Below are 15,765 nucleotides of genomic sequence, written 5' to 3'. Positions count from 1 at the left end.
GAGGGAATACGCCATGCCGCACCTGATCGTCGAATACACCCACAACCTCGCGCCGGTCGTGCGCATCGATGCCTTGCTGGCCGGACTGAGCGCGGTCCTGATCGCGCAGGACGGCGCGTTTCCGGTGGGCGGCATCCGTGCGCGCGCGCTATGCCTGGAGTCCTACCGCATGGCCGACGGCAGCAGCGACGATGCCTTCGTGCACGTGACGCTGGCCGTCGCGCGGGGGCGCTCGCAGGACGTGCTCGACCGTACCGTCAGCGCCTTGTTCGATACCTTGACCGCACATTTCGCCGAGCCATACCGGCGCCGCTACCTGGCCTTGTCGCTGGAGCTGCGGGAGTTTGCCGGTGCCTACCGGAGCCTCAACAACATCCATCAGCGCTACAACACCACGGCTGCATAGGGCGGCGGCCGCGTACCACCACAACGACAAGAAAGACCCACGGAGGAGACAGCAAATGAAGATCGGAACCATGGGGGCCGCGCTGCTTGCGCTTAGCCCGACGCTGGCCGCGGCGCAGTCCGTGACGATGTACGGCGTGATCGATACCGGCGTGGAATACGTGAACAAGGTCGGCGCGGGCGGCGACAGCCTGGTGCGCATGCCGACCCTCACCGGCACCGTGCCGTCGCGCTGGGGCCTGCGCGGCACCGAGGACCTGGGCGGCGGGCTCAAGAGCGTGTTCGTGCTGGAGTCCGGCTTCGCCCCCGATACCGGCGGTGCCAACCAGGGCGGACGGCTGTTCGGGCGGCAGGCGCTGGTGGGGCTGAGTGGCAAGTGGGGCCAGCTGTCGCTGGGGCGGCAGTACACCATGCTGTTCTGGGCCAACCTGGACTCGGACATCCTCGGCCCCAACGTGTACGGCGCGGCGTCGCTCGACAGCTACCTGCCGAATACGCGTGCCGACAATGCGGTGGCTTACAAGGGCACCTTCGGCGGGCTGACCGTCGGTGCCACCTACAGCTTCGGGCGCGATGCGATCAACGCCGGCCCCAGCCCGGCCGGCACCAATTGCGCGGGCGAGAACCCTGCCAGCAAGTCTGCCTGCCGGGAATGGTCGGCGCTGATCCGGTATGAGCACAAGGGCTGGGGCGTCACCGCTGCCTATGACTCGCTGCGCGGCGGGCCCGGCGCATTCGGCGGGCTTGGCAACAAGTCGCTGACCGACGACCGCCTGTCGCTGAGCGGCTATGTACTGCTGTCGCGCGCCAAGCTGGGCGTGGGCGTGATCCGCCGCGACAACGAAGGCAGCGCGACGCCGCGCAGCGAGCTCTGGTATGGCGGCATGGCCTACGACATCACGCCGGCCTTCACGCTGGCCGGGCAGGTCTATTACCTCAAGTTCCATGACAGCGCCAACAAGGCCATGCTGTATGCGCTGCGCGGTGCCTATGCCTTTTCCAAGCGGACTTCGGTCTATGCCACGGCTGGATTCATCGATAACGGTGGGCAGCTTGCCCAGTCAGTCAGTGCCGGGGCGGCGGGGTCCAATCCCAGGGCGGGTGGGTCGCAGTTCGGGACGATGGTGGGGGTCAAGCACGTCTTTTAGCGGACTGTCTGCCTTGGCGCCATGCGGTCGGGTGTCGTGCCGAGGCAGACAGGTCTGAAGGCGGCAGCGGAATGCGCTGCATGATGGCTAGGAATCGTCCTAATTTGCTGGCTTTTCGATAAACGTTGCAATCTTTGACACGTGTAACGCACGTTTTGCGGATAACATCGCCTGCGCTCCGCAGAAGGTGCTTCGCGCGTAATACGGGTGCCATGCGGTAATCCTCTCTCAGGAGGCCGCTCGCATGGGTATTCGCGACAACCTGCCTTTTCCCGCCCGCACCGTCACGGTCTCCGGCCCCGCATTGCCGGATATTCTCGGGCAATCCCCCTTCACCTTCGTGCGCCTGGAGGGCAAGGAAGGCGTCTGCGGCCTGTTCGAATACGACATCGAACTGAAGACGCCGGACAAGGCCTACAACTTCCACGGCCCGGAAGGCAACTTCGACTTGCGCGAGATGAGCGGGCGCGAGCTGACCGTGCATATCGAACTCGACGGCATGGGTACGGGGTTGGCGGGACGCATTGGCGCAGGCACTCGCGAGATCAGCGGCATTGTCGATCGTGCCCGCTACCTGCGCGCCGAAGGGCGGCACTTCGTCTACGGACTGACGCTGCGCCCCTGGCTGTGGATCGCCTCGCAGAACCGGAACAGCCGCGTCTTCGAGAACCGCACCGACATCGAGATCATCGAAGAGGTCCTGTCTGCGTACTCCTTTCCGGTTGAGCGCAGGCTCGACGTGGCGAAATACCCCAGGCGGGTGTACCGCACCCAGTGCGACGAGAGCGACTACACCTTCATCGCCCGCCTCATGCAGCACTGGGGCATATCGTGGTTCTTCGAACATTCTGACGGCAAGCACCGCCTGGTTCTGGTCGATCACGTCGGTGGCTATTTCAGCATGCCGAGCGAGGCGTACCAGGCGCTGGAAATCCATCCGCCTGGCGCCCGGGTCGATCAGGAACACCTCGATGCCTTCTCGGTTGTCGATGCCGTGGTCGCAGGCAAGTACACGACCAATGCCTACAGCTTCACCCAGCCACGCGGCAACCTGAGCGCCAGCAGTTCGGACCCGCGGGACACGGGCCTGAACACTGGCGCGCTGCATCAGGAGGTGTACGACTTCCCCAGCGAGCACGCCCAGCCCGCCACGGACAACCGCCCGTGGGACGAAGGCGACATGATCGCCCGCATCCGCATGGAGGAGATCCGTTCGCGCGGCCTGCGCTGCTTTGGCGCCGGCAACCTGCGTGCCGTGGTGCCCGGCTGCACCATGCACGTCAAGGGACACCCCCAGCACGCCGCCAACCGCGAATACGTGGTGCTCAACACCAGCCTCAGGCTGGAAGACGTGGCCGAAGCCTCTGGTGAAGGCCAGCGGTGGCACTGCCGGGTGGAATTCGAGTGTCACCCCACCCATGAGGTCTTCCGTCCGGCACTGAGCATCCCGTGGCCAGTGGTCACTGGCCCGCAAAGCGCGACGGTAGTTGGCCCCGAAGGCCATACCGTATGGCCCGACCGCTTCGGGCGCGTGCGCGTGCAGTTTCCGTGGGACCGCTTCAACAGGATGTCCTGCTGGGTACGCGTGGCGACGCCATGGGCGGGTTCGCAGTACGGCCAGGTCAGCATCCCGCGCATCGGCAGCGAAGTGCTGGTGATGTTCCTGGACGGCGGTGATCCGGACAAGCCCATCGTGATGGGCGCGGTGCCGAACAGCCTCAACATGCCGCCGTGGCAGCTACCGCATCAGCATGCGCTGACCGGCATTCGCAGCCGTGAGCATGACGGCTCCAGCAGCGGTCATCTGGTGTTCGACGATACCAAGGGGCAAATCCAGTCCCAGCTGTCCTCGGACTACCAGCGCTCGCAACTGAGCCTGGGCTACCTGAGCCGCATCGAGGACAACCGGGGTCGCCAGGATCATCGGGGCAACGGCTTCGAATTGCGCACCGATGGGCACGGTGCCGTGCGCGGCGGCGATGGCCTGCTGATCAGCACCGAGCCCCGACCCGATGCCAGGGCGCACCATAAGGACATGGGCGAGACGGTTGACCGGCTGCAGCAGGCCCAGCATGCCCACGACACCATGGGCCAGCTCGCGCAGCACCATCACGCGCAGGATGAGGAACAGCAGGACGTCGCCAAGGCGCTCAAGGCCCAAGATGAAGAAATCCGCGGTTCGGGCGAGGTCAATGGCGAGTTGACCGCGCCTCATCTCGTCCTTGCGTCGGCAGCAGGATTGGCCGCGACGACCGCCAAATCCACCCAATTGCACAGCGGCGAGCATCTGGCTGTCACGACTGGCAAGCATGCATCCATCGTCAGCAGCGGCGGCATCTTTGCCAGCGCGGCGCGACGGATTGCGCTGTTCGCGCACAGCCTCGGCATACGGCTGGTGGCCGCCACGGACCACATTGCGCTCGAAGCGCAGGATGGCGACATCAAGGGCACCGCCAAACGCAACATTCATTTCCGCGCGCTTGGCGACATCGTTTTCGAGGCCGACCAGGGCATTCTGTTCAAGGTCGGGCAGACCTATATGCGCGTGACTCCCTCGCAGATCGTCGAGGGCATGGGCGGGGTAAGGCAGATTCACGCGACCGATTTCAGTGTCGATGGCCCGGATGGCATGAACCCCAGCGCCCTGGCGCTACCACAGAGCGATTTCGATCAGGAGGTGTACTTGCATCTGCCCGACGGCTCGCCCGCCAGGAACCGGAAATTCCGGCTGACGCAATCCGACGGCAACGTGATCGAGGGCCTCACCGGCCCCGATGGGCTGACCAAGTTCCAGCAAAGCCAGGGCGCTGAAAACATCATGATTCAGATTCTGGAGTCCGCAAGTGGCCACTGATCGCATCCATCTGAAAACCGGCGAAGAGATCGGCGGACACGCCGGAGCCGTCGTTGCACTCACACCTTCGACCGACACGCGCCGCGCCAGTCTGCCGGTGCCGCCTGACAAGGTGATTCCGGTCATCTTCCTGCCGGGCATCATGGGGAGCCACCTTCGCATGAGCCGGAAGCGGCAGGAAGATCTCAAGCGCGACGACAACATTGCCTGGCGGCCGGATGACACTGGGGACACGCTTGCCCGCCGCAACGACTCTCCGGGTCGGCGGCAAATGAACTTCGATCCCGATGAAACCGAAGTGGACCGTTACGAGATCACCGAGGACGCCGGAAAGTTCGACATGACCGGCGAGGAAACGGTCAATTCCGACAAGCGGCACGCCAACGTCCCCGATGGGCTGCCCGATATCGGCTTGCTGATGAGCGCGCCGTTGCCGCCTGCCGCCGAGCAGTGGAAGGCCAAGCGTGGCAAGCACGAGGCCACCGCCGCGCAGAAGGCCCGCTGGCGCGGCTGGAGCGAAGTCATGTTCGAGACCTACGGCGAGGTGATCAAGCTGATGGAGGCTCACCTGAACGACATGCTGGTGGCCGGGGAGCTCTCGCCGGCCTGGAAGAAGGGCAAGAAGGTGGAAGTGCTGGGCGTCAACCCCGCCTATTGGGGCGGCGCCGGCGATGCGCTGACCGAGGCCGATGTCCTGCGCGTGGCGAACTGCTGGTATCCGGTCTACGCGATGGGCTACAACTGGCTGGAAAGCAATGGCACGTCCGCAAAGAAGCTGGCCAGGCGCATCGACGAAATCATCGGGATGTACAAGGCCAACGGGCGGCAGTGCGAAAAGGTGATCGTCGTCACGCACTCGATGGGTGGCCTGGTGGCCCGCGCCCTGCTGCATCCGGACTACGGCAACGCGCAGGACAAGATTCTCGGCGTCTACCATAGCGTCCAGCCTGCGCTCGGCGCCGGGGCGGCCTACAAGCGCGTGCGCACAGGGTCCGACGTGCAGGACAATCTGGTTGGGAACATTGCCCGCAATGTCATGGGCAGAACAGGCAAGGAAGTGACGGCGGTATTTGCCAATGCCTCGGGGCCGCTGGAGCTGCTGCCGACCGCCTCCTATCCGCGAGGATGGTTGCGTCTGCAGACCGGCGACTACCGACAGGCCATGGCGCTGCCGATTGCATCGGATGCACCGCTGAAGGCGTATCTGAGCGATCTGGACTTGCATCAGAAGCTGGGCGTGGACAAGCCGGCGCCGCCGATGGCGGTGGGCGATCCGGTCTACGACATCTACACGCGCAATCCGAAGTGCTGGTGGCGGCTGCTGAATCCGGATTGGATCAATCCGGCTAACAAGCCTTACGTCGATATGGATGCAGATACGGCCGCTAAGTGGAAAATCGCCGAAGCGCAGAAATTCCACAAGAAGATCAAGGACCTGTATCACCCCACGACCTATGCGAGCTACGGCGAGGACAGTTCGCAGAAATGCTACGGCAGCGTGACCTGGCGGGCGGACACTGCCGATCTGGCACCGCATGGCGACCCACTCACGTGGACCATCGAGAGCGAGGATGCCGAGGGCCGCATCGTGGTGCGCACCAGAGGCAATCAGACGCTCACCCTGCGCCTGGAGCCGCCGACAGATGCCGGGGACCAGACGGTGCCTGCCAAGGCGTCCGCCGAAGCCGTGCGCGGTACGCTATTCCGGCAAACCGGCTACGAGCATCAGGGCAGCTATCAGAATGACCAGGTGCTGGCGAGCGCGCTGTATTCGATCATCAAGATTGCCAACACTGCGCCATGGTGGGGCATATGACCCGCTGCGGCTTCACCACGATCTTGGCTGGCCTGCTGCTCGCGGGTTGCCAATCGTTTGCGTATCCGGAGAACAAGATGTCGGAACCCGTTGCACTGTCGCCGCGCTTGCAGACTCTCTTCGCCAAGACCAAACCAGTGTGCTTTGGCCGCTATGTGATGGAAGTCCCGGCGGAAGCCAAACTACTGTGGGGCTTCCAGGATTTCCCCGGCGAAATTGTGACCCATGTCGGCGCGGCAGGCAGGCTGATGGAAATGGCGGAAACATATCGCGCGGCGCAACTCGCAAAAGACAAGACGGCTGAAATCACTTACTTCGGGCGGGGGCCAACGGAACACAGTGTACAAGTTCGCTGGTTCCCAAGCGATGTCGCCAAGCAATATGGGGCCGAAGGGACCTACACCTTTGTCACGGCAGGGCCGCATCTGTATGAGTGGTCGGGCGGACGAAAGAACCCCGAACTGATTCGAGCGCTGCGTGCACGCGACAACGCAGAAATCCCCACGGCCCCCGGCGTCTGCATCGACCACGGCTTCGTCGCGGACGCGTCCGGCAGCTATCAGGAAATCTTTGGCGCAGGCATTCGGCTGCCCAGCCTGCCCGATGTGAGCTTTTCCGTGGACTCCAACAAGCTGGCCAGCGTGGACGGCGAACCTGGTCTGCTGACTTCGATTGCCGAGCAAAGGAAGTACCTGGGTAGCCGCTACCCGAAATTGACGACCCTGCGCGAGGGCAAGCGCACGGTCGGCGTCTGGCAAGGGGAAGAATCGCTGGTCCGCCGTGCGGATGGCACACATGACTTCGAGTGGGAAGCTGTTGGCAGGGAGCGAACGACGCTGCATCCGGCAGTGATCGGCGCCAAGATGTACACCAAGGTGGCGGCCAATCGCATCGGCGCTGCGGATCAGGCATCGCTGACGGACGAAGAAGCTGTAGCCCTCTGGGACAGGCTGCTGGATGGTGTGCGTTTCCGCGTGAACGCACCGCCGACGCAGACCGGCGATCCGGTCACGGTTCGGTCGGGCGAAACCACCCCGCTGTCCGGCATCTGGCGCGCCTCGCTTCCGCCCGGACACCCTCAGGCGGATTGGGTGGCCAGCAAGTCCGGCATCCTGCGGCAAAAAGGGATGCCGATGATCCGCTTCGGGCTTTCACCATCCGACGAAGCGCTGGTTGTCTGGACGTGGATGGGCGAGGCCAGCACATGAGCCCCCGCCGCATCATCACGGTCGGTGACATGACAGATCGCACAAACACTACAAGATGGGAGGAGCAATGATCCACCGCGCCTTGGCCATCATCAGCATGACTGCCCTGCTGATGGTGGGCGGCCAATCGTATGCCGCGCCGGAGAACGGAAAGTTGGAATCCGTAGCGATGTCACCGCGCTTGCAGACCCTCTTTGCCAAGACCAAGCAGGTTTGCTTTGGGCGCTATGCGATGGAGGTCCCGGCGGAAGCTAATCTCGGGAGTGGTGCCCAATACTTTAGTAGGGAACGTTCTACGCTGCACCCAGCTTGGATCCACGCGAATATGCGAACAGAGGTCGTCGCTGCGGACAAGGCATCGCTGAGCGACGAGGAAGCCATTGTCCTTTGGGACAAGCTACTGGAAGGCGTGCGTTTTCGAGTCAACGCGCCGCCCACCCAAACGGGCGATATGACCGACCACAATGGCGTGGTGGCCACGGGTTCCCCCAAAATACAAGCGCCGTAGCGCGGCTGCATGACGAGGTGGACTGCCCAACAGCCGCGCCCGCCAAGCGCGTCCGCTAACTATCCAAAACCTCCCCCAACAACCGACTATTAGGCCAGTTCCCATCAACCGCCAATTCCCTGGCAACATCCCTGAGCGTTTCCATCACAGCCAGCGTCGCCCGCGACGGCGGCCGCGCGGCCGCATAGCCGATCATCCGATGCAACTCCAGCCCACGAATCGGCAAGGCCTGCAGACGCTGCGCCTGCAGCTCGTCGCGTATCGCCGCGGCAAAGTGCACGGTCCAGCCGAACCCGCGCACCACCAGGCGCCTGGCCACCTCGATTGATTCGACCTCCATCGTGACTTGCAGCTCCACCCGCTGGCGCGCCGCCAGCGCTTCCAGCGCCAGGCGCACGCCTGACTTGGACACCCCAGTCAGGATCAGAGGCAGGCCCTGCAGCTGTTCAATGTCCACAGGCCCATCCCCCAGCGACGCAGCGCCCCAGGGGCCGATCGCGCACAGGCTTTCGGCAACCAGCGGCACTACCGAGACCCCGGGGCTCGACACCGGCCCGCTCAGCAGCCCGACGTCGAGCGTGCCTTGCAGCAACGCATCCTGTAGCGCGGGCGCAAAGTTCTCGACCAGTCGCAGCCGGATTTCCGGATAGCGCTGGCGCAGCGCCTCGGCCAGCGGGATGAACAGCAGCGGCGCCAGCGCCGGGGTCAGTCCCAGCGCCACCAGCCCGCGCGGCGAGGCCGCCAGGTCGGCGATGTCGACCTTGACCTGGTCGGCATAGCGCAGCAGGAAGGACGCGCGGTCCAGCAACACCAGGCCTTCCGGCGTGGGCGTGGCGCCGCGCACATGGCGTTCCAGCAGCCGCACGCCCAGCTCTTCCTCGAGCAGCCGGATCTGCCGGCTCAGCGCGGGCTGCGCGATGTGCAGCGCAGCCGAGGCGCGGCCGAAGTGCTGCAGCGTGGCCAGCACCTTGAAATAGCGAAGCTGTCGGAGATCCATCGTCATGCCTCAGGGTAGGTGCCTTATCGTGCAATCGATTGCACGATAAGGCACAAAGAAGCGGAGCCATATGGCGGCCGCCTTACAGGGGCCGGGTTGATGCCCGCACCACCAGCTCGGGAGTCAGCAGGGTCCGCGCCGTGGTGGCGATGCTGCCGTCGAGCGCGCCCAGCATCAGCGCCGCCGCGCGCGTGCCCATCTCGTAGAACGGCACGCGGATGGTGGTCAGTGCCGGCGACACCGCGTGCATCAGCAGCATGTCGTTGTGACCGACCACGGACAGGTCCGACGGACAGCTGCCGCCCGCCGCGCGCACGGCCGCATAGCAGCCGAGCGCAAGGAAATCATTGGCGGCCACGACCGCGGTGATGCGCTGCCGCCGCGACAGCAGCTGCGCGCACGCGGCCTGGCCGGCGTCTTCCGTATAAGCCGGCGCACGCTCCACCGGGCATTGGGACGCGGACAGGCCCAGGTCAGCCACTGCCTGCAGGAAGCCCGCCTCGCGTTCATGCCCGGTCGACAGGCTGGATGGCCCGGCAACATGCCCGATGCGGCGGTGGCCCAGCGCATGCAGGTGGCCGACTGCCAGCGCCATCGCCTGGCGGCTGTCGCCGACCACGCTCGACACGCGCCCCGCATCGTCGCTGCGGTTGACCATCACAATGGGCACGCCCTGCGCCAGGCAGTGCGCCACCACGGGGTCGTTGCGCTCGGCGGTGGCCAGGATCAGGCCGTCCACCTGGCGCGCCAGCAGCTGGTCGACGATAAAGGTCTGGCGCGCCTTGTCGCCGCCGGCATTGGCCACGATCGGAATATAGCGATGCCGGGACAGGGCGTTCTCGATGCCCAGTACGATCGGCGGGAACACCGGGCTGCCGATGTCAGGCACCACCACGCCGATGGTGCCTGAGCGCCGCGTGCGCAGTGCCGCCGCGATGCGGTTGGGCGAGTAGTGCAGGTCCTGTGCCGCCTTGAGCACGCGCGCCACCAGTTCGTCGCCGATGCGGTGGCGGGTCTCGGGGTTGAGCACGCGCGACACGGTCGAAGGATGGACGTCCAATGCCTCGGCGATCTGCTTGATGGTGGGTTTGCTCATCGCTGTCGTGCCATGTGCGGCAGGCTGCTTGCCATACCTTCTGGTTATCGGGATGCCGCCAAAAAGTGGATTGGACGCCGGGCTGCGGCCATTCCTAGAATCGGCCTCGATGCCGGCCAGCTTCGCGTTTGTTGTGCAATCGATTGCATTGTAATCTGCTGACCAGGCGATGCCAAGTCGCAGATCGACCCGGACCAGAAGGACATCAAGGACAAGGAGAAGCACATGAAAGGAGCGGTTTCGCTCGCCGGCAGGGCGCCGGTGTACCAGGAGTTTGACGATCCCACCCCGGCGGGCGGGCAGGTGGTAGTTGACGTAGGCGCCGCGGCGCTGTCACGGCTGGATATGGCCATTGCCGAGGGCCGGCATTACATCAAGCCGGCGGCGGGCAGCTTTGTCGTCGGGCGCGAGGGCGTGGGGCGGCTTGCGGATGGACAACGGGTCTACTTCAACGTCAACGCACCGGTCGCGCCGTTCGGCTCGATGGCGCAGCGCGCGCTGGTGGATCCGGCGCTGACCTTCCCGGTGCCGGACGGCATCGATGACGAGCGCGCCGCCGCGCTCGGCAACGCCGGCCTGGCGGCATGGCTGCCGCTGTCGTGGCGGGCGCGCATGCAGCCGGGCGAGACCGTGCTCGTGCTCGGCGCGACCGGTATCTCGGGATTGCTGGCGGTGGCCGCGGCAAAGCTGCTGGGTGCCGGCCGCGTGATCGCGGCAGGGCGCAATGTGCAGGCGCTGCAGCGCGCACGCCGGCTTGGCGCGGATGCGGTGGTGCCGCTCGACCAGCCCGGCGACTTGCTGGATGCCTATCGCAACGCGGCCGACGGCAACGTCGACATCGTGCTGGATTACCTGTGCGGCGCGCCGGCAGAGGCCGCGCTGCTGGCGCTTGGCCACGGCGGGCGGCTGGTCCATATCGGCACCACGGTGGCGCCCACCATTGCCTTTGCCGGCGCCGCGGCGCGCAAGGCGTGTTTCGACATCATGGGCTTTGCCTACTACCACGCGCCCGTCGCGGTCCAGGCGCAGGCCTATGCCGAGCTATGCCGGCATACCGCGGCAGGGCGCATGGAAATCGATATCGTCTCCGCGCCGCTGGAGGATGTCGGGCAAGTGTGGGCCGCGCAGGCCAGGGGCGCGCGCCAGCGTTTCGTGCTGGTGCCCTGAGTCGGCAGGGGTTCTTGCCAAGCGGCATCGAGCGATGCCGTTTGGTCATGACGCCGGAAGAACAAGCCCGGCCGGATCGCCGCGTCCGCGCATGGCGCCGGACTGGCGACCGCCAGCACTGCCACGATTGCGTGGACATCCAATGCTGGCGGTCGCGTGACCTGAATGAACTACGGAGCGAGCACGTCAGGGTCCGCGGCTTCGGCGCCAAGTTGCAGGGCGCCGGGCGGGCAGGTTCAACATCTCCGTGAGTCGAAAGAGGTTCAGGGCAAGGGCGGCTTGGGCAGGCGCGTCTCCCCCGGTTCGAGTTTCAGTTCGACATCGAGACGGAAGCCGCCGCCATCGACCGGCTCAAAATCGCGCAGCAGCGAGCCGACGGCGCCAAACGCCGCGTCGCTGAAGGCAAAGGGATCCAGGGCATCGAAGATCTGCGTGGTCAGTACCTTGTGCCCTGGTGCGATGGCGATGAAGTGAAGATGGGCCGGGCGCATGTGGTCGCGGTTCTGCAGGGCCAGGAGGTCGCCGCAGGGGCCGTCGATCGGGACGCCATAGCCTGAGGGCCGCACGCTCTCGAACCAGAAGCGCCCGTCGGCATCGGTCTCGAACGCGCCACGCAGGTTCATGTCCTCCTGGTGTTCGTCCTGGTTCTCGTACAGGCCGCTTGGCGCCGCCTGCCATGTCTCGACGCGCGCGCCGGCGATCGGCGTGCCGTCGATCGACACGACGCGTCCCTGCACGAACAGCGGATCGCCCGTGGTGTCCGGGGTTGCGATGTGCGCGCCGTTGGCGCGAACCGGCTGGTTCGCACGCCAGAACGGGCCGATCAGCGCGGGCTCGGTGCCGCCGGCTGCAAGCACGGCCTTGGCATCCATCAGAAGCACCAGCGTGGCAAGCCCGAGAATATCCGCCAGCAAGATGCCCTCGTGTTTTTTCGGTCCGGTGGCCTGGCCGATGCGGACCATGAAGTCCAGGCCATGGTGGAGTTCCTCATAGGTCAGTTGGACCTCTGACGCGAAGGCGTGCGCATGCCGGATAAGCGCATCAAGAATGATCCTGGTGCGCGGGTCGTGTGTCCCGGAATTCGCTTTGAGCACGGCCTTCAGCAGTGCCTCGGGGGTGGCTGGAATCGATTGCGCGTTCGATGCGGATGGCGCGAGCGCGCTTTCTGCGGAGGCAGATGTCATGATGGTCGGCTCCTGATGATTGAAAGAGTGGATGTTGCCTGGCGAGGAGACGGACATTGGCGCCCGGTCTCAGTCGCTCTGGATACGTGCCTTGTTCGCGACTTCGGCCCGGAGCGGGACATTTTCCGCGACCCGGGCAGCGAGTTCTGTGGGCTGGCACAGCCACGGCCTCGAAGCCGAGATCGCGCGACTGTTGCCGCACTTCGCTGCTCGCCAGGATGCGACGGACGTACAGGTGGCGGCTCGGGTGCGCCTGCCGGAGCAAACAGCGCCTGTATGGTCTCGGAACGATAGCCCGCAAAGCCGGACTCGGCCAAGGTCGGAATCTGCGGCAGCCCGGGCCAGCGCCGAAGGCTACCGGGCGCAAGCACCCTGAGCGACCCGGCGGCCGTCTTCAGTCTGCGGCGCGGTGTTCCGCCTTGTCCGCTTCCGTTTCCGTGATGTAGCCGTCCTTGCCGTAGACGAGACCGGTGGCCTCGGCGGCCTTCACTACGTCCGGGTGCCAGGCAATGCGGCCGCACTCCTCGTCGGTGCCGCCGACCACCGAGTACACGACCAGGGCGTGGTCGTTAGGGTTGCGGAACCCTCTCATCACGCCGATCGGGCAGGAGATCACATCCCACTGGTTCAGCATCAGCGAGTACTGGCCCTTCTCGCCCCAGATGACTTCCATCTGGCCATTCAACGGGCAGAACACTTCCTCGGTCTTGTGCGCGTGCAGGCTGGCGCCTTGCCCGACCGGGATTTCGATAAAGGTCACGCCGAAGCGGTGGTTACCCGGAATCGCCGGCTCGACGCCTTTGTTCTCGAGCACGCCGCGGTTCATGATCTTGTAGATGTTCTTCTTCATGCCGGGCAGGCGGCTTTCGATGAAGGTCTCACCGTAAGGTTTGACCTTGCCCCAGCGCGCGATGCGGGTGGCTTCCATTTCCTGAGGAGTGGGATCCATGCTGATTCCTTGGTGCAATGAAGTTGGGAGAACGAGAGGGCGATCGCCTTCTGTCCGTGCAACTTTAAGAAGCGCCCAGCGATTAATCCATTACCATTTTTCTCGCGACTCGATAACATTTCGGTATCGAGAACTTGCAAGACTTCGGTACTTTGTCGTGACGGTATCCTGCCGGCCGATGGAATCTTCTCCCTTCAGGGAGTGGCCTGATGCTTCAGCCTTCCGCGCCGCCGCGCGCCAGCCGCGCGGCGGCGCGCAGGCTGCGCACGATGCGGTCGAAGGTGGCGGCTCGCGCGTCGTCGGTGCGCTGGCGCAAGGCGAAAGACGGGTGGTAGGTGGCGATGACAAGCCGTCCCTCGTGCTCGACTGGCGTCTCCATCATTCCAGCCAGGGACACGCTCTTGCGGCCCAGCACCGCACGAGCCGCGGTGGCGCCAAGCGCGACCACGACCCTGGGCCCGACCTTCTCCAGTTCGCGCTCCAGCCACAGGTTGCAGGCCTCGATCTCCTGCTGTGCCGGCGACTTGTGCAGCCGGCGCTTGCCGCGCCATTCGAACTTGAAGTGCTTGACCGCATTGGTCATGAAGAGCTTGTCGCGGTCCAGCCCCGCGCTGGCCAGTGCTTCGTCCAGGAGGTGCCCGGCCGGGCCGACGAAGGGGGAGCCCTGCAGGTCTTCCTGCGCCCCCGGTTGCTCGCCAACCAGCATGATGCGCGCATGGGTGGCGCCGGCGCCGGGCACGCCCTGGGTGGCATTGCGCCACAACGGGCAACGCCGGCATTGGTTCAGTTCATCGCGGCTGACGGGCAGCTTCCTGTGCTCGGGCATGGGGGCACGGCGCGCTGTGCTGCTGTCGGTCTCATCCGGTGGCAGCTTCGGTCGCCGATTCTTCAGCGTCGGCCATGGCCGCGGATGCCGCATGGGGCTGGGCGCCTGGCTCGGCGGCGCGGATGCGCAGCACGGTCTGGCGTGAAGTGCTGAAGCGCCGCGCGGTCTCGCTCACTGAATTGCCCGCGGCCAGCGCGTTCAGGATCGCATGGCGCTGTTCAGGCGTGTGCTTGGGCGGGCGGCCCACCTGACGTCCCATGGCCTTGGCCGCGGCCAGGCTCTCGCGCACGCGCACGCTGCGGGCGGCGCCTTCCAGCGCGGCGACCGCACGCAGCACCTCGACCGCCTCCGGCGGCGTGGTGTTGGCCAGGTCGTCACGGGACAGCTGCACGCAATACAACGCCACCCCCAGCAGGCGGAAGCGCCGGATGGTGGCCAGCACCTCGGGCACGCTCCAGCCCAGGCTGCACAGCCGCAGTGACACGACCGAGTCGGCCGGCTGCACCTGGTGCTGCAGCGCGCGCAGGCGCGGGCGCTGCAGCGCGGGCACTGACGCGGGCTCTTCTTCCCAGAAGGCATGGCGCGCATCTACGCCATAGCCGGCCTCGCGCGCGGCTTGTAATTCGTCCATCATGGCCGGCTGGCCATCGGCACAATTGGAGTAGAGGAATGAGGTCGGCATGGTGGTGATGAACGGCGCGGACGCGCCGTCCGGTATCGGTTGCATTTCGGACAGGGATACTCCTGTTTCGGCTTACTGCGCCACGCCGCAAATTTCATGCCGCGCTTGCCCTGCACAGGGCAAAGGTGAGGGGGCTCCCAAGGCACGGTATGCAGGCAAATGAAGCCGCGGCAAGCCTGGTCCGACCGACGCGGCGCTGCGGGCACAATTACAAGGCTTCGCGCAGGAATTGCAACGACTGGCAGGTGCGCTGCCTGCGCTGGGGCGGGCACGGAATCTGCGTTCTCCCCAGCGCAAAGCCGGAGCGCCGGCAAATCCCACCAGGAGAAAGCCGTGGACAAGTCGAAGATTCCCGCAGACCAGGCCCAGGCCCTCGGCGCATTGATGGACGACCATCGCGCTGTCAAGAAGCAGTTCAAGGCGTTCAAGGACACTGAAGATCGCGACGAGAAGCAGGCGATCGCGCTGGACGTGTGCCACCAGCTCACGGTGCACGCCACCATCGAGGAGGAGATCTTCTATCCGGCGCTGCGCGGCGTCAGCGACGAGATCGACGACCTGCTGGACGAGGCCGAGGTCGAGCACCAGGTGGCGAAGGACCTGATCGCTGCGATCGAGGAGGATCCGGCCGGCGACAAGCTCGAGGCCAACTACACGGTGCTGTCAGAATACGTTGCCCACCATATCGAGGAAGAGGAGGGCGAGCTGTTCAAGAACGCGATCAAGGAAAAGGTCAACCTGCGCGACGTGGCACAGGCCATGGCGGCGCGCAAGGAAGAACTGATGCGCGAGACCGCTTGACGCGCCTGCGCCCGGGCCAGGCCGGGCGCGGCTCTTCAGCGGATTTGAAGGAGTCGCACAATGCGGCGCGTCCCGCGCCCGCGGGCGGGGCGTTACCATCACGCGGTCATCACCCGCCGTACCG

Annotated in this window: 14 protein-coding genes; 8 read left to right on the top strand and 6 right to left on the bottom strand. The window is 65.4% G+C overall.

All coding sequences use genetic code 11. The features are described from left to right. Positions 1–13: 13 nt before the first annotated feature. From AC3WQZ_RS22345 to AC3WQZ_RS22320, 6 genes are all read left to right on the top strand, one after another. Positions 14–406 (top strand): 5-carboxymethyl-2-hydroxymuconate Delta-isomerase, encoded by a 393-nt coding sequence (locus AC3WQZ_RS22345; protein ID WP_011614610.1) that lies wholly within the window; start codon positions 14–16, stop codon positions 404–406. 55 nt (positions 407–461) lie between these two features. Next, positions 462–1,553 (top strand): porin, encoded by a 1,092-nt coding sequence (locus AC3WQZ_RS22340; RefSeq protein ID WP_010811227.1) that lies wholly within the window; start codon positions 462–464, stop codon positions 1,551–1,553. A 244-nt stretch (positions 1,554–1,797) separates the two neighbouring features. Beyond that, complete coding sequence (locus AC3WQZ_RS22335) at positions 1,798–4,407, top strand: type VI secretion system Vgr family protein (protein WP_492301274.1); 2,610 nt, start codon at positions 1,798–1,800, stop codon at positions 4,405–4,407. Next, on the top strand, positions 4,397–6,223 hold the full coding sequence (locus AC3WQZ_RS22330; protein WP_492301273.1) for an esterase/lipase family protein: 1,827 nt from the start codon (positions 4,397–4,399) through the stop codon (positions 6,221–6,223). Before AC3WQZ_RS22335 ends, AC3WQZ_RS22330 begins: the two co-directional genes overlap by 11 nt. After that, the gene (locus AC3WQZ_RS22325; RefSeq protein WP_492301272.1) at positions 6,220–7,431 is read left to right on the top strand and encodes a T6SS immunity protein Tli4 family protein; all 1,212 of its coding nucleotides are present in this window, start codon (positions 6,220–6,222) and stop codon (positions 7,429–7,431) included. Before AC3WQZ_RS22330 ends, AC3WQZ_RS22325 begins: the two co-directional genes overlap by 4 nt. Positions 7,432–7,498: 67 nt before the next feature. Further along, positions 7,499–7,939, top strand: coding sequence for a T6SS immunity protein Tli4 family protein (locus AC3WQZ_RS22320; protein ID WP_011614615.1), 441 nt, complete (start codon positions 7,499–7,501; stop codon positions 7,937–7,939). 55 nt (positions 7,940–7,994) lie between these two features. Here AC3WQZ_RS22320 and AC3WQZ_RS22315 read toward each other — a convergent pair whose 3' ends face one another. After that, positions 7,995–8,936, bottom strand: a complete 942-nt coding sequence (locus tag AC3WQZ_RS22315; protein WP_037025144.1) for a LysR family transcriptional regulator — start codon at positions 8,934–8,936, stop codon at positions 7,995–7,997. Between the two features lie 82 nt (positions 8,937–9,018). Then, a complete protein-coding gene (locus AC3WQZ_RS22310) occupies positions 9,019–10,032 on the bottom strand; it encodes a LacI family DNA-binding transcriptional regulator (protein WP_010811233.1) in 1,014 nt (337 codons plus the stop codon). 225 nt (positions 10,033–10,257) lie between these two features. On the opposite strand from AC3WQZ_RS22310, the gene AC3WQZ_RS22305 reads away from it, so the two are divergent. Next, positions 10,258–11,199: a zinc-binding dehydrogenase gene (locus AC3WQZ_RS22305; RefSeq protein ID WP_011614616.1), complete on the top strand. Its 942-nt coding sequence runs from the start codon at positions 10,258–10,260 to the stop codon at positions 11,197–11,199. A gap of 263 nt (positions 11,200–11,462) precedes the next feature. Here AC3WQZ_RS22305 and AC3WQZ_RS22300 read toward each other — a convergent pair whose 3' ends face one another. The 4 genes from AC3WQZ_RS22300 to AC3WQZ_RS22285 form a co-directional block, all read right to left on the bottom strand. Next, on the bottom strand, positions 11,463–12,383 hold the full coding sequence (locus AC3WQZ_RS22300) for a dioxygenase family protein (RefSeq protein WP_492301282.1): 921 nt from the start codon (positions 12,381–12,383) through the stop codon (positions 11,463–11,465). Between the two features lie 394 nt (positions 12,384–12,777). Then, the gene (locus AC3WQZ_RS22295; RefSeq protein WP_011614618.1) at positions 12,778–13,332 is read right to left on the bottom strand and encodes a cupin domain-containing protein; all 555 of its coding nucleotides are present in this window, start codon (positions 13,330–13,332) and stop codon (positions 12,778–12,780) included. Positions 13,333–13,546: 214 nt separating this feature from the next. Then, complete coding sequence (locus AC3WQZ_RS22290; protein WP_010811237.1) at positions 13,547–14,158, bottom strand: UdgX family uracil-DNA binding protein; 612 nt, start codon at positions 14,156–14,158, stop codon at positions 13,547–13,549. A gap of 31 nt (positions 14,159–14,189) precedes the next feature. Continuing rightward, positions 14,190–14,885, bottom strand: coding sequence for a recombinase family protein (locus tag AC3WQZ_RS22285; protein WP_010811238.1), 696 nt, complete (start codon positions 14,883–14,885; stop codon positions 14,190–14,192). Between the two features lie 288 nt (positions 14,886–15,173). Here AC3WQZ_RS22285 and AC3WQZ_RS22280 point away from each other — a divergent pair, with 288 nt between their 5' ends. Then, positions 15,174–15,641 carry a hemerythrin domain-containing protein gene (locus AC3WQZ_RS22280; RefSeq protein WP_010811239.1) on the top strand — a complete coding sequence of 156 codons (468 nt, stop codon included), beginning with the start codon at positions 15,174–15,176 and terminating at the stop codon, positions 15,639–15,641. Positions 15,642–15,765 lie beyond the last annotated feature (124 nt).

The organism is Cupriavidus sp. FW305-26 (genome assembly GCF_058787975.1).
Note: the sequence above shows the minus strand (reverse complement) of the source record. Positions and strands in the feature narration are given on the sequence as shown.